Origin of the sequence: Halomicrococcus gelatinilyticus (genome assembly GCA_024227995.1) — an archaeon.
In the GTDB taxonomy this organism is placed as follows: domain Archaea; phylum Halobacteriota; class Halobacteria; order Halobacteriales; family Haladaptataceae; genus Halomicrococcus; species Halomicrococcus gelatinilyticus.
On sequence record CP100465.1, the window covers coordinates 2,515,795 to 2,529,645 of the forward strand.

Here is a 13,851-nt window from a genome sequence, read left to right on the forward strand (position 1 = left end):
TCCGCTGGCGGCTAACGACGCGGTGGCACGGCGTACTCCTGCCGCTCTTGCCTCGTGTCGATTCCGGTCGTCGCGTCGCTGCGAGCGTCGTGTCGGCGGGCGGAACGTTCTGGGAGCTCGGGCCGATTTCGGCGCTTCGGGGGTCCGACGCGGACGATACTGCGAGCAGGCTCCCGTTCCGGTGACCGCCCGGCCCTGCCGTTTAAGAACTGTTAAGTCGGGCCCGTTGCTCAAACACGAACGTGCAACCGACATCGGAACCGGTAGCCGTGGTTGTACTCGCGCTGGTCGCGCTCCCGTTCGCGGCGGCGGCACTGACGCCGCTCGTCTACCGCGTCCTCGGGGAGCGCACCGCCTACTACGCGGCGGCGGTGGCGCTGGCCTGCTTCGGGCTGGTCGCCAGCCAGTACGGGAGCCACGGCTCCGTCTCGTTCGAGTGGATTCCCGCGCTCGGCGTCTCGTTGCGGTTCTACGTCGACGGCCTGTCGCTGCTCATCGGCTTCCTCGCCAGCGGCGTCGGCGTCCTCATCCTCACGTACTCACGGGGGTACATGCACGACGAGCCGGGCAAGGCGAAGTACTACACCGCGCTGCTGGCGTTCATGGGCTCGATGCTCGGCGTCGCGTTCGCCGCCGACCTGATCTCGCTGTTCCTGTTCTGGGAGCTGACGAGCCTGTCGTCGTTCATCCTCATCGGCCACTACAGCGACCAGCGGTCGTCGCAGTACGCCGCACGGAAGTCGATGCTCATCACCGTCTCCGGCGGCCTGTTCATGCTCATCGGGTTCCTCCTGCTGGCCGACGTGACGGGCACGTTCGACCTCGCGTACATGGTCCAGAACCCCGAGATCGTCCGCGAGGCGCTCCACGGCGCGGGCCTGTTCGTGCCCGTGCTGGGCCTCATCGCCATCGGCGCAGCGGCCAAGTCCGCGCAGGTCCCGCTGCACATCTGGCTGCCGAACGCGATGGAGGCACCCACGCCCGTCTCGGCGTTCCTCCACTCTGCGACGATGGTGAAGGCCGGCGTCTACCTCGTCGGTCGCTTCCGGCCGGTCTTCCTCCCCGAGGGCGTCCACGGCATCCCGGAGTGGTCGCTCGTGTTCACCGTGCTCGGCCTGGCGACGATGACCGTCGCGGCCATCCTCGCCGTCGGCGCCACGGACATCAAGGAACTGCTGGCGTACTCGACGGCGAGCCACCTCGGCCTCATCGTCGCCGGGTTCGGCTTCGCCTCCGACCTCGGCGCGGAGACCGGCGCGTTCCACATCCTGAACCACGCGCTGTTCAAGGCCGCGCTGTTCCTCGTCGCCGGCATCATCGCCCACGAGGCCGGCACCCGAAAGATTTCGGAACTCGGCGGCCTCTGGGAGGACCTGCCCATCACCGGCGCCATCACGGTCGTCGCCGCGCTCGGGATGGCCGGCGTCCCGCCGTTCAACGGCTTCTACTCCAAGGAGTTCCTCTTCGAGGCGGCCTACCACGCCGCCGAACTCCAGGGCGGCCTCGCGTGGCTCTACCCCGTCGTCGCCGTCTTCGGCAGCGTCTTCACCTTCCTCTACTCGGTCCGCTTTTTGATGCTGTTCTTCGGCGACCAGCCCGACCGCCTGCACGTCCACAGTCCGCCGAAGGCGATGCTCGTCCCGCCCGCAATCCTCGGGACGCTCGCCGCGCTCGTCGGACTGGGCGGCGTCACCACCACCTTCGGCGCCGCGCCCGCGCCGCTGGACCACTTCGTGGCGGAGGTGATGGCGAGCGTCGCGCCGCCGGGCGGCGAGGAGGTCCACTTCAGCTACTACCTGCCCGACCACGTCACGCCGGCCGTCACCATGAGCGCGGTCACCATCGCGCTCGGTGCGGCGGCGTACCCGTTCTACGACCGCCTGCACGCGGGCGTCAACCGCATCACGTCGGTCGACCCGCTGCGCGCGAACTGGTGGTACGACGGCGGCGTCGCCGGTCTGACCGACCTGAGCGCGACGGCGACGCCCCGCATCCAGAACGGCCTGCTGCGAACCTACGCCACGTGGGTGCTCGGCACCGTCGCGGCGCTGGCGCTCGCTGGCTACGCAGCGGCGGGCGTCGCCGTGCCCGGCTTCGAGTTCGCGCCGGGGATGACGCTGCCGCTCGCCATCGTCCTCGGCATCGCCGTGGTGGGCGCGGTCGCGGTCGCCATCGCGCCCTCCCACGTCGCGGGTGTGCTCACCCTCTCCATCCTCGGGTTCATGGTGGCCGTCTTCTACGTGCTGGCGGACGCGCCGGACCTCGCGCTCACGCAACTGGTCGTCGAGACGCTGACGCTGGTCATCTTCCTGCTCGTGCTCGACCGGTTGCCGGCGTTCTACGGCACCATCGACCGCGCCCGCGCGGTCCGCGACGGCGCGCTCTCGGTGGTCGTCGGCGCGACGGTCGCCGCCACCGTCCTCCTGTCGACGACCGGTGAACCGGACGCCATCGCGTCGTACTTCACGAGTCCCGAGCAAACCGTCGACGTGGCCGGCGGGCACAACATCGTCAACGTCATCCTCGTGGACTACCGTGCCTTCGACACGATGGGCGAGATAGCCGTCGTGGCGATGGCCGCGCTCTCGGTGTTGACGCTGGTCGCGATGCGCGAACGAGGTGAGACGCAGTGACGACCGTCGTCACCCGCACCGTCACGCGCACGGTCGTTCCGATCATCCTCGTCACCGCCATCGCGCTCATGCTGCAGGGCCACAACCTTCCCGGCGGCGGCTTCATCGCCGGCGTGCTGACGACGACCGCGTTCGCCCTCATCTACGTCGTCTACGGCCTGGACTACCTGGAGGACGAACTGTTCGGGAACGTCGTCCGCGGCCCCATCGAGCACCTCCAGTACGGCATCGTGGAGAACTACCGCGCGCTGTTCGCGGTCGGCCTCGCGCTGGCGGCCGGGAGCGGCCTCGTCGTCATGCTGCTCGGCGAGCCGTTCCTCTGGCAGACGTTCGAGGTCTACCACCACCTGCCGATCTACGGCGAACTCCACGTCGCGTCGGCGCTGGCGTTCGACACTGGGGTCTACCTCGTCGTCGTCGGCGCGCTCCTGACGATCCTCTCGGTGGTGGGAGCGGAATGACGCAGTTCGTCCTCGCCGCCGTCGTGGGCGCGCTGTTCACGCTCGGGACGTTCCTCGTCCTGCGCCGGGACGTCGTCCGCGTCGTCTGGGGGATCACGATGATCAGCCAGGGGGCGAACGTCTACCTGGTGACGATGGGCGACTTCGGCGGCAGCGTCCCCATCCTGGGCCACGGCGGCGGCCACGGCATCACGGACCCGCTCGTCCAGGCGCTCGTGCTCACCGCCATCGTCATCGGCTTCGGGACGACCGCGTTCGCGCTCGTCCTCACGTACCGCGTCTACGAGGAACACGGCACCATCGACATGAACGAACTGGGTGATTCGACATGAACGACCTCGTCATCGCTCCGCTGCTCGTCGCGCTCGTCACGGCCATCGCCACGCTGCTCGTCCGGCGGCTCCCCCGCCTCCAGCGCGCGGTGAGCGTGCTCGGCGGGCTCGCGTACGCCGGGGCGGTCGCGCTGCTGTGGACCGAAGTCGACCCGCTCGGCGCCGCCGAGACGATCCCCTACCAGCTCTCCGGCTGGGTCGCGCCGTACGGCATCTCGCTCGTCGCCGACCCGCTGTCGGCGTTCATGCTGGTGCTGGCGGCGACGCTGTCGGTCGCGGCGCTGCTGTTCTCCCTGGGCCACGTCGACGAGTTCGGCCAGCGGCTCTCCTACCACCCGCTGTACCACTTCATGATGGTTGGCGTCACCGGGTCGTTCCTCACGGGCGACGTGTTCAACCTGTTCGTCTGGTTCGAGGTGATGCTGATGTCGAGCTACGTCCTCGTCGTCTTCTACTCCGGGCCGGAACAGACCCGCGCGGCGCTCCAGTACGTCGTGCTCAACCTCGTCGGCAGCGCCGTCATGCTGCTCGCCATCGGCGGCCTCTACGCCACGCTCGGCACGCTGAACATGGCGGACATCGCGCGCCGACTCGCCGCACCCGCGGAGTACGGCATCGAGAGCGTGCTCCCCGTGCTCGGCCTCTCGGCGCTCCTCTTCGCCGTGTTCGCGCTGAAGGCCGGCATCGCGCCGTTCCAGTTCTGGGTGCCCGCGGCCTACCGCGCCGCTCCCGCGCCCGTCTCCGCGATGCTGGCGGGCGTCGTCAAGAAGGTCGGCGTCTACGCCATTATCCGGCTGTACTTCACCATCTTCTCGGCGCTGTCGATCTCCGGGCTCGGCCTGCCCGGCTTCTCGGACCCCGAGGGCGTGAGCTCGGCGCTGGCGTTCTTCGGCCCCGTCCTGTTCGTGATGGCGGGCGCGAGCATCGTCGTCGGCGGCGTCGGCGCGGTCGACCGCGACGACATCGACGGCCTGCTCGCGTACTCCTCCATCGGACAGGTCGGGTTCATCGTCCTGCCGCTGGCGCTGGCGGCGACGGCGCCGGTCGGCGACGGAGCGTTCCGCGTGGCCGCCATCGCGGCGGCGCTCGTGTACGCGCTCAACCACGCGCTGGCGAAGGGCCTGCTCTTCCTCGTCTCCGGGTCGGTGTTTGCCGCCGCGGGCACCATCCAGTTCGACGAGCTCGGCGGACTGACCCGCGAGAACCCCGTGCTGTCGGGCGCGTTCTTCGTCGGCATGCTCTCGCTCATCGGCATCCCGCCGCTGTCGGGCTTCTTCGGGAAGTTCCTCGTGTTCGATGTGGCGGGCCAGGCCCGGGCGACCGCCGCGCTCGCCGTGGTGCTGCTCGGTGCCATCCTCACCATCGTCTACTTCTCGCGGGCGTGGAACCGCGGGTTCTGGGGGTCGCCGAGCCTGGCGGTCCGGAACGCCTCGCCCGCGACCGGCGTGACGGTCGGCGTCGCACTCGCGGCGCTCGTACTGCTGGTCGGCGTCGGATTCGACCCCGTCTACCGAGCCGCGGAGGCGGCGGCGAACGCGGCGCTGGACCGGCAGGGCTACGTCGACGCCGTCCTCCTCGGAGGTGAGCAGGCGTGAACGTCCGCAAGTGGCCGGTCGTCGGCGTCGTGCTCGCCGTCCTGTGGCTGTTCGTCCGCGGCGCGACGGCGGAGACGCTCGTCGGCGAGTTCCTCATCGGGCTCGCCGTCGGTCTCGGCGTCGCGTTCACGTTCCGCCAGTTCTACACCGAACGGACGGCGCTCGGCCGGAACGTCCGGGCCGTGCCGTACGCCGCGCTGTACCTCGGGGTCTTCCTGAAGGAACTGCTGACGGCGAACGTCGACGTTGCGTACCGCGTGCTCGCACCAGGGATGCCGATCCGCCCCGGCGTCGTCGTCGTCCCGCTGCGGGTCCAGACGGACGCGGCCATCACGACCATCGCCAACAGCATCTCGCTCACGCCGGGGACGCTCACCATGGACTACGACGAGGAGACCAACGCGCTCTACGTGCACAGCATCGACACCAGCGACCGGGACGCCGTCGTCGAGCCCATCCGGACGTGGGAGGACTACGCCCTCGTCATCTTCGACGAGGAGCACAAGCCCGGCGACCCCGTACCGGAGATGCCGGTCCACGGCAGGAGCGAGGAGGCTGCCGGTGAGGCGGACGACGACGACGCGCGTCGTGGCGTGACGCGGAACGACGGGGGTGAGCGGGATGCGTAGCGAGCGCGAGCCTCGTCGTGGAACGACGGCGGTTAGCGCGATGCGTAACGAGCGCGAGCCTCGTCGTGGAACGACGGCGGTTAGCGCGATGCGTAGCGAGCGCGAGCCTCGTCGTGGAACGACGGCGGTTAGCGCGATGCGTAGCGAGCGCGAGCCTCGTCGTGGAACGACGGCGGTTAGCGCGATGCGTAGCGAGCGCGAGCCTCGTTGCGCGCTTGCGTGCAATGGAGGTGAGCAGCGTGGCGAGTGACGCGCTCGCTCTCGCAGTGAACGCGAGCCTCGTGCTCGCCAGCGCGCTCACCCTGTTCGCCGGCTACCGGGTCATCCGGGGGCCGACGGTGCCCGACCGCGTCGTCGCGCTGGACACCATCAGCACGAACGTAGTCGCCATCGCGGTCCTGTTCGCGCTCCACACCCACCAGGGACTGTTCGTCACGGTGAGCCTCGTGCTCGCCATCATCGGCTTCATCAGCACCATCGCGGTCAGCCAGTACGTCATCGAGGGGGACATCATCACATGAATCTCCAGGACACCATCGTCGTCGCGTTGATCGTCGTCGGGAGCTTCTTCCTCACGGTCGGGACCGTGGGGCTGTTGCGGCTCCCGGACGTGTACAACCGGATGCACGCGACCAGCAAGGCGGCCACCCTCGGCGCCGCCTCGCTGTTCCTCGCGGGGTTCGTCTACTACGGTCCCTCGGGGGCGGGGCTGACCTCGCTGGTCGGCATCGTCTTCCTGTTCCTCACCGCGCCGACCGGCGCGCACATGATCTCGCGGTCGGCCAACCGGATGGGCATCGAGTTCTACGGCGACGAGGCGGAGTGGCCGGAGGAGTAGATTCACTGCTGACGGCCGCGTTCGCACCGCTGTCGACCGCGGCCGCTCACCCCAACCCATTTCAGGTGTCGGGCCCAAGCCCGGACCAATGGCGACCTGTGACGTGTGTGGCAAAGACGAGAACATGCCGTACCAGTGCAGGATGTGTGGGGACACTCACTGCGCGGAACACCGGCTGCCGGAGAACCACTCCTGTCCGGGACTGAACGAGTGGAACGACCCGGACGGCGTCTTCGACAGCGGCTTCGACGACAGCGTGCAGAACGAGGGCCGGACGTTCAGCGTGAACACCGGTCCCGGCGGACCGCTGGGCTACTTCCGCGGGAACATGACGTACGTCTTCCTCGGGCTGATGTGGATCACGTTCGCGTTCCAGTTCCTCGTCTTCCCCGTCCTCGGCTATGCTCGATACTCGCCGACGTGGCTCGACGTCTTCACGCTGAACACCGCGAATCCCCTCTACGTCTGGACCTGGGTGACCTCGGTGTTCGCGCACGGCGGCCCGATGCACATCTTCCTGAACAGCATCGTGCTGTACTTCTTCGGGCCGCCGGTCGAGCGGCGGGTCGGGAGCAAGAAGTTCACCGCCCTGTTCCTGGTCTCCGGGGCCGTCGCCGGCCTCGCACAGGTCGGTGCGACCATCGTGACCAGTCCGGGTGCGTTCGTCCCGGTGCTCGGCGCCAGCGGCGCAATCGCCGCCGTCATGGGCGTGCTCACCGTGCTCAACCCCAACCTTCGCATCTACCTCTACTTCTTCATCCCGATGCCGCTGTGGGTCGCGACGCTCGGGTTCGCCGTCTACTCGGCGTTCATCAGCGTCGCCGGCGGCATCGGCGCGGGCGGCGTCGCCCAGCTCGCCCACCTCACCGGCCTCGGCATCGGCCTGCTGTACGGCGCGAAGCTGAAGCGGGACGGAAAGAGCGCTCCCGAACAGCTCCAGTTCGGCGGCGGTGGCGGCGGCCGGATGGGCGGTCCCGGTCGAGGCCGGTTCTGATGGACGTCGTCCGGCCCGAGTTCGGACCGGACGCCTCCCTCTCGCGCGAGGAGATGGAGGCGCTCCAGCGCGACATCGCCGACGCGGCCGTCTTCGAGGACGACCTCGACGTCGACCCCGGGGCGGTGCGGACGGGGTCGGTCGAGGAGGGCCAGGCCAGCCTTCCCGACGATTCCGCGTCGGATGCCCCGGTCGTCGGCGTCGACCAGGCGTTCGTCGACGACCGGGCCGTCAGCGCCGCCGTCGCGCTCCGGGACGGCGAGGTGGTCGAGCGCGCCCACGCCGTCGCCGACACCGAGATACCGTACGTCCCCGGACTCCTCTCCTTTCGGGAGGGAACCGCCATCCTGCGGGCGTTCGAGGCGCTCGACGCCGACCCGGACCTCGCGCTGGTCGACGGCAGCGGGCGCATCCACTTCCGGGAGGCCGGCATCGCCACGCACGTCGGCGTGATGCTCGACCTTCCGACCGTCGGCGTCGCGAAGAACCTGCTCTGTGGCCACCTCCGGGACCCGCCGGAGGGGCACATGGCGGCGGGCGAGCGCGTCCCGGTGGTCGCCGACGACTCCATGACTGCGCCCGACGGCACCGTCGTCGGCTACGCGCTGCAGTCGCGCCAGTACGACGACCCGGAGCGGCGCCACGTCAACCCGCTGTACGTCAGTCCCGGGCATCGCGTCGGCGCGGCGACGGCGGCCGACCTCGTCTGGCAGACCTGCGCGGGCTACAAGCTTCCCGAGCCGACGCGGCTCGCGGACGCCGACGCGGCGGAACTGACGGAAACCGTTGATACTTAGCATCGGGCTGCCGAAAGTTACTCCATGACCGAAACGGTCCTGATAACGGGCTGTTCGTCCGGCATCGGCAGGGAGACCGCGCTGTCGTTCCTCGCGGACGGCTGGGAGGTCTACGCGACGGCGCGCAACCCCGCCGACGTGGAGACGCTGGGCGAGGAAGGCGCTACCATCGCCAGCCTCGACGTGACCGAAGACGACGACGTCGAGCGCGTCGTCTCGCGCATCGTCGACGAGCACGGCCACGTGGACTGCCTCGTCAACAACGCCGGCTACGGCCAGCCCGGCCCCGTCGAGGACGTGCCAGTCGACCGGGTCCACGACCAGTTCGACGTGAACCTCTACGGCCCGCTGCGGCTCATCCGCGCCGTCCTGCCGCACATGCGCGAGCGCGGCACCGGCACCGTCGTCAACGTCTCCAGCGCCGCCGGCCGAATCGCCGTCCCGGGAATGGGCATCTACTGCGGGTCGAAGTTCGCCCTGGAGGGCGTCACCGACTCGCTGCGCGGCGAGGTCGCGGAGTACGGCGTCGACGCCGTCCTCGTCGAACCAGGCCCCGTCGACACGGACTTCCACGACCGCGCGAACGGCGAGATCGAGGGTATCGAGCGCTCGGGAGCGTACGAGCGCTTCTACCAGATGTACGGCGACCGCCAGGCCGTCGACGGGGGGATGCCCGGCGCGGTCTCCCCGAAGGAGGTCGCCGACACCGTCCTCGACGCGGCGAACGTCCAGGACCCCGACCCGCGCTACCCGGTCGGGACGAGCGCGAAGGTCGCCGAGTACGGCCGCTTCGTGCCCGCGAAGTGGCGCGACCGGCTGTACGAGACGTTCTCGGAGTTGTCGACCAGCGACTGGGCGAAGAAGCTGTTCGGCTGAGCCATGTTCGTCGACCGCGACCGCCTCGCCGCGACGCCCGCCCGCGAGACGGCGCTGGACTGCGTCGAGGCCGGTGTCGCGGCCGCACGGCCGGCCGCGGTCGTCGACGACCGGGTCGCGCTCGACGGCGACCTGCTCCGGGTCGACGACGCCGAATACGACCTGACGAGTCACGACGAGGTGGTCGTCCTCGGCGGCGGCAAGGCGGCCGGGCAGGTCGCGGCGGCGCTCGAAGCCGTGCTCGGCGACCGCATCGCCGACGGCGCGGTGGTCACCGACGACCCCGTCGAGACGGAGCGCGTCGACGTCCTCGCCGGCGACCACCCGGTGCCGAGCGAGCAGGGCGTCGAGAGCACGCGGACGGTGCGCGAACTGGCCGCCGCCGCCGAGGAGGACACCCTGGTTCTCGCCGTCGTCACTGGCGGGGCGAGCGCGCTCCTCCCGGCACCCACAGCGGACCTCGACCTGGCGGCGCTGCGGGGTTCGACCCGCGACCTGCTCGACGCCGGTGCCGAGATCGACGCGGTGAACGCGGTGCGCAAGCACTGCTCGGCGCTGAAAGGCGGGCGGCTCGCCGCCCAGGCCGCGCCGGCGACCGTCGTCGGCCTGCTGTTCAGCGACGTGGTCGGCGACGACCCCGCCGTCGTCGGCAGCGGCCCGACGGCGCCGGACGACACGACGTTCGCGGACGCCGTCGCCGTCCTCGACCGGTACGACCTCGACTCGCCGGTCCGCGACCACCTCGAGCGGGGCGTCGACGGGGACCTCTCGGAGACGCCCGGTTCCGGCGCGGCCGTCTTCGACCGCGTAGAGAACCACGTGCTGGCGAACGCCTGGACGGCGCTCGATGCCGCGCGCGAACGGGCCGAAGAGCGCGGCTACGAGGCGCTCGTCCTCTCCTCGCGCGTCCGTGGCGAGGCGCGCGAGTCGGCGACGACGCACGTCGCCGTCGCCGAGGAGGTGGCGACGACCGGGACGCCCGTCGAACCGCCAGCCGTCCTGCTCTCCGGCGGCGAGACGACGGTCACGGTGCGAGGGGACGGCGAGGGCGGCCCGAACCAGGAGTTCGCCCTGAGCGCGGCGCTCGACCTCGACGCGGACGTCGCCGTCGCCAGCGTCGACACCGACGGTCGCGACGGGAGCACCGACGCGGCGGGCGGCCTGGTCGACGCCTCGACGGTGAGCGACGACGCCGCTGCCCGGGACGCGCTCGCTGACAACGACGCCTACTCGTTCCTCGACGCGGCGGGCGCGCTGGTCAGGACGGGCCGGACGGGGACGAACGTGAACGACCTGCGGGTGTTCGTGGTCGAGTAACGAGGGGGAGAAGCGGGTCAGTTCGTCGCGCGGTACTCGCCGTGTTTCACGCCGATCGCGAGCACGACGACGCCGAAGACGGTCAGCCCGACGCTCACCATCATGGATATCTGCTGGGGCATGCCGCTGGTCAGCGTCCCGCCGAGGATGACCGCCAGCAGGACGGCGAAGGCGATTCCAGTGGTCGTCTGGTCGAACTTCATACCGGACGGTTGGACGGGGACGGATTAAGGATTATCCCGACGACGGCCGGACGACGTTCGCCAGCGTGACGAAGACGCCGACGACCCACCCGACCGGCACCGCGATGCCGAACCACATGCCGACGTACGCCAGCCCTTCCAGGTCGTAGCGCGTCCGCAGGTAGGCGTCGAGGTCGCGGTACGTGAGGACGTTGTCGAGCAGCCACACCGCGATGGACTCGCTGTTCGGGAAGACGACCGCCGAGACAGTGGGCGAGTACAGCGCCGCCACGACCGGGGGGAGGAAGAGGGCGGTCATGCCGAACGGGTAGGCGAAGAGCACGGTCGTGAACCGTCCGCCGACCCGGCGCGCGAGGTACGCGAGCACCGACGCGAGGGTGGCGACGCCGCCGGCGGCGCCGACCGCGTAGAACCCGGCGGTCGAGAACCGTCTCCACGCCACCACCGTCAGCCCGCCCCAGACCAGCAGCGAGAGGACGAGGACGCCGAGGACGCCCAGGCTCGCCGCGGTGCGGTCGATGCGCTTCGTCTGGTAGCGCGCCGCGAAACCGAACAGGACGAACGGGTAGAGGAGTCCGACGAGCGGGACGCCGACGCCACCGAGGATGCGATAGAAGACGCGACCGGCGGTGCTCTGGGGCCGCCACTTGCCCAGCACCGAGTGCTCCTTGCGTCGCTGCCGGGGGAAGAACAGCGCCATCCAGCCGTCGTGGAGCTCCCGGAGGTCGTACCGGACCGCGCTCACGAGGCCACCCTGTCTCGTTCCGCGTGCCATACTGTATCTCGATTCGAGGCCAGGTCAAGAAGGTTCCCCTTGTGCGCCGCGGCGGCGCGCCAGAACCGTCGGACGAGACGGTGACGGGGCGGGGTCGCCGTCAGTCCGCCCCGTCGCCGGCGAGCACCTCGCTGGCGTCGTCACGCGGCCGGTATCCGAGCGCCTGTTCGGTCCACGACAGCGAGAGGAAGCGGTCGTGGTTGCGCGAGATGGCGTGGGCGGTGACGCTCGTCGCCGGCAGGTCGACGGTCGCGGCGGCCCGGAGGACGTTCCGGCAGTCGCGCGGACTGAGCCACATCGCCCGGGCGAACCGGGCGTGCTCGGGGTTGCCGTCCTGGGTGTCGGCGAGGTCGTCGCGGGAGAGCAGCCAGCCGATGCGGAGGTTGACCACCTCGATGCCGTGTCGGTCGGCGTACAGGTTGCCGACGGCCTCGCCCGTCACCTTGCTCACGCCGTAGAAGGAGTCGGGGCGCGGCGGGTCGTCGTGGTCGACCGGCGCAGCCACCTCCGTCGTCATGGTCTCGGTCTCCATCGGGTCGGCGGCGTTGTACATCCCCATGGCGTGATTCGAGGAGGCGTAGACGACGCGGTCGACGTCGCGCTCGCGGGCCGCCTCGTAGACGTTGTGGGTGCCCTCGACGTTCACGTCGACGATGCTTCGCCAGTCGGCGTCCGGCGACGGGTTCGCCGCCAGGTGGACGACGACGTCGTGGCCGGCGAGGAGGTCTGCGAGCGCGTCGGCCTCGGTCACGTCGCCGACCTCGCCGTCGATGTCGTCGTGTTCGTGGTGCGTGACGGGCGTCACGTCGTGGCCGTCCAGCGCGTCGAGGGCCTGCCTGCCGACGTTCCCCGCGGCACCGGTGACCGCGATCCGGGTCATGGCCGTGGAGTCGACACCTGTGCCCGTATAGCTCGTGGCCGCAGCATCGCCGGGGACGACCGCGGACGGCGGGGCCGGGACCACGTCTGGCGGGAGTTTGATGGTCGTCGGACACCAAAGCGGGCACATGGCTGACTGGTTGGTCCTCGGCCTCCTGCTGTCGGTCGTGATGGCGTTCGTCATCGTCGGCATCTTCGTCGTCGGCGCGCGCCTGTTCCCGACCCAGGAGGCGACCAACGCGAACTACGTCCTCGGCGAGAACAGGCGCCGCGTCGAGATACGCGACTACCTGGGGAGCATCGGCGAGGAGTTCGCCGAGGACCACTTCGTCGAGGGCCAGCACGTCGCCTTCTACCTCCCCGAGCGCGACGTGGCCATCACGTTCGACGCGCGGGCGTACTTCCGCATCGACAAGTCGCCGACGTACGCCGTCCTCGTCGAACACGAGATGCCCGGCATCCACCTCGGCGACCGCCTCCCGTTCGAGACGCCGGACCTGGCCGACGACGAGGAGGCCGTCGACACCACGAAGGCGGCGTTCGCCGTCCTCGGCCTGTCGCCCGGCGCGACGCTGGCAGACGTGAAGTCGGCGTACCGCACCCGGGTCAAGGACGTCCACCCCGACCACGGCGGCAGCCAGGAGGAGTTCCAGCGCGTTCGCGAGGCGTACACGACCGCGAAGCAACACGCCAGCTAGGTCAGCGGGCGTCGGCGACCTCGTAGGCGACGCCCTCGTTCCGGAGCGCGTCCGTCACCCGGCCCACGCTGTCGGCGGTGGCGACGACGACGACGTCGAGGCCGCGCGCCGCGGCGGCGGCCGCGACCTCGCCCGCCGCGAAGGTGGTGTCCGGTTCGACGTCGGCCGTCCTGAGCGCGACGACCGCCTCGACGCCCGCGGCCGCGAGCACGCCGGCGTCGTCGCAGGCCGCGGCGAGTTCGTCGGCGTCGACGGTGCGACTACCGCCGGAGCGGACCGGCGGGACCTGGTAGACGGCCACCGACCCGGGGTCGAGGTCGATGATTCCCTCGAACCCGGTGACGCCGACGTCCTCGCCCTCGTCGGCGTCGGTGGTCGCGACGCCAGTGGCCGGCCCTTCGCCGCCCGGGGTGGCGTGCAGTAGTCCCTCGCGGATGGAGAGGGTGACCCGCTCGCCCTCCGCGACGACCGTCGTCGCGATGGCGGCGTCCTCGCCGACGCTGCCGAGGATGTCCTCCGTGACGCGGTCGGCGAACCGCCGGACGTCGGTGGCCTCCCGGAGTAGCCAGTCGACGCCCTCCTTGGTGACGCTGTACCGGGAGCGACCCTCCTTGTCGACGAGGCCGTCGTCGACGAGGCCGCGGATGTACTCGCTGACGGCCTGGCTCGTGACGCCGACGGCCTCCGCGATCTCGCCCTGGCTCACCGCCGGCTGTCGGTCGGCTATCTCGGCGAGGATGCGGAAGCGGGTCGCGACGCGTTTGTCCTCCAGCACGTCGGTCATGGGCGAATCCTCGGGCGGTGAGTTGAAAGTTCCAGCGGTG

General features: G+C 70.4%; 16 protein-coding genes. 12 read left to right on the top strand and 4 right to left on the bottom strand.

Annotation, left to right across the window (positions count from 1 at the left end; genetic code table 11):
• The first annotated feature begins 242 nt into the window (after positions 1-242).
• From mbhE to NKT36_RS13400, 11 genes are all read left to right on the top strand, one after another.
• Complete coding sequence (gene mbhE / locus NKT36_RS13350) at positions 243-2,633, top strand: hydrogen gas-evolving membrane-bound hydrogenase subunit E (protein ID WP_327051546.1); 2,391 nt, start codon at positions 243-245, stop codon at positions 2,631-2,633.
• The gene (locus tag NKT36_RS13355; RefSeq protein WP_327051547.1) at positions 2,630-3,094 is read left to right on the top strand and encodes an MnhB domain-containing protein; all 465 of its coding nucleotides are present in this window, start codon (positions 2,630-2,632) and stop codon (positions 3,092-3,094) included. Before mbhE ends, NKT36_RS13355 begins: the two co-directional genes overlap by 4 nt.
• Positions 3,091-3,426, top strand: coding sequence for a sodium:proton antiporter (locus NKT36_RS13360; RefSeq protein WP_327051548.1), 336 nt, complete (start codon positions 3,091-3,093; stop codon positions 3,424-3,426). Before NKT36_RS13355 ends, NKT36_RS13360 begins: the two co-directional genes overlap by 4 nt.
• Positions 3,423-5,021, top strand: coding sequence for a complex I subunit 5 family protein (locus NKT36_RS13365; RefSeq protein WP_327051549.1), 1,599 nt, complete (start codon positions 3,423-3,425; stop codon positions 5,019-5,021). Before NKT36_RS13360 ends, NKT36_RS13365 begins: the two co-directional genes overlap by 4 nt.
• Positions 5,018-5,650: a Na+/H+ antiporter subunit E gene (locus NKT36_RS13370; protein ID WP_327051550.1), complete on the top strand. Its 633-nt coding sequence runs from the start codon at positions 5,018-5,020 to the stop codon at positions 5,648-5,650. The genes NKT36_RS13365 and NKT36_RS13370 overlap by 4 nt, the downstream gene beginning before the upstream one ends.
• Before the next feature lie 224 nt (positions 5,651-5,874).
• On the top strand, positions 5,875-6,171 hold the full coding sequence (locus NKT36_RS13375; RefSeq protein WP_327051551.1) for a monovalent cation/H+ antiporter complex subunit F: 297 nt from the start codon (positions 5,875-5,877) through the stop codon (positions 6,169-6,171).
• The gene (gene mnhG, locus NKT36_RS13380; protein ID WP_327051552.1) at positions 6,168-6,488 is read left to right on the top strand and encodes a monovalent cation/H(+) antiporter subunit G; all 321 of its coding nucleotides are present in this window, start codon (positions 6,168-6,170) and stop codon (positions 6,486-6,488) included. Before NKT36_RS13375 ends, mnhG begins: the two co-directional genes overlap by 4 nt.
• Positions 6,489-6,576: 88 nt before the next feature.
• The gene (locus NKT36_RS13385) at positions 6,577-7,482 is read left to right on the top strand and encodes a rhomboid family intramembrane serine protease (RefSeq protein WP_327051553.1); all 906 of its coding nucleotides are present in this window, start codon (positions 6,577-6,579) and stop codon (positions 7,480-7,482) included.
• Positions 7,482-8,279: an endonuclease V gene (locus NKT36_RS13390; protein ID WP_327051554.1), complete on the top strand. Its 798-nt coding sequence runs from the start codon at positions 7,482-7,484 to the stop codon at positions 8,277-8,279. The genes NKT36_RS13385 and NKT36_RS13390 overlap by 1 nt, the downstream gene beginning before the upstream one ends.
• A 24-nt stretch (positions 8,280-8,303) precedes the next feature.
• Positions 8,304-9,155 carry an SDR family oxidoreductase gene (locus NKT36_RS13395; RefSeq protein WP_327051555.1) on the top strand — a complete coding sequence of 284 codons (852 nt, stop codon included), beginning with the start codon at positions 8,304-8,306 and terminating at the stop codon, positions 9,153-9,155.
• A gap of 3 nt (positions 9,156-9,158) precedes the next feature.
• Positions 9,159-10,472 carry a glycerate kinase type-2 family protein gene (locus tag NKT36_RS13400; protein WP_327051556.1) on the top strand — a complete coding sequence of 438 codons (1,314 nt, stop codon included), beginning with the start codon at positions 9,159-9,161 and terminating at the stop codon, positions 10,470-10,472.
• A gap of 17 nt (positions 10,473-10,489) precedes the next feature.
• Here the strand turns inward: NKT36_RS13400 and NKT36_RS13405 are convergent, their stop codons facing one another.
• From NKT36_RS13405 to NKT36_RS13415, 3 genes are all read right to left on the bottom strand, one after another.
• On the bottom strand, positions 10,490-10,675 hold the full coding sequence (locus tag NKT36_RS13405; protein WP_327051557.1) for a DUF7333 family protein: 186 nt from the start codon (positions 10,673-10,675) through the stop codon (positions 10,490-10,492).
• Between the two features lie 31 nt (positions 10,676-10,706).
• Positions 10,707-11,450, bottom strand: coding sequence for a hypothetical protein (locus NKT36_RS13410; protein ID WP_327051558.1), 744 nt, complete (start codon positions 11,448-11,450; stop codon positions 10,707-10,709).
• A 100-nt stretch (positions 11,451-11,550) separates the two neighbouring features.
• Positions 11,551-12,330, bottom strand: a complete 780-nt coding sequence (locus NKT36_RS13415; protein WP_327051559.1) for an NAD-dependent epimerase/dehydratase family protein — start codon at positions 12,328-12,330, stop codon at positions 11,551-11,553.
• A gap of 127 nt (positions 12,331-12,457) precedes the next feature.
• Between NKT36_RS13415 and NKT36_RS13420 the strand changes: the two genes are divergently transcribed.
• Positions 12,458-13,027: a J domain-containing protein gene (locus tag NKT36_RS13420; protein WP_327051560.1), complete on the top strand. Its 570-nt coding sequence runs from the start codon at positions 12,458-12,460 to the stop codon at positions 13,025-13,027.
• Between the two features lies 1 nt (position 13,028).
• Here NKT36_RS13420 and NKT36_RS13425 read toward each other — a convergent pair whose 3' ends face one another.
• Positions 13,029-13,811 carry a DUF7839 domain-containing protein gene (locus NKT36_RS13425; RefSeq protein WP_327051561.1) on the bottom strand — a complete coding sequence of 261 codons (783 nt, stop codon included), beginning with the start codon at positions 13,809-13,811 and terminating at the stop codon, positions 13,029-13,031.
• Between the last annotated feature and the right edge of the window lie 40 nt (positions 13,812-13,851).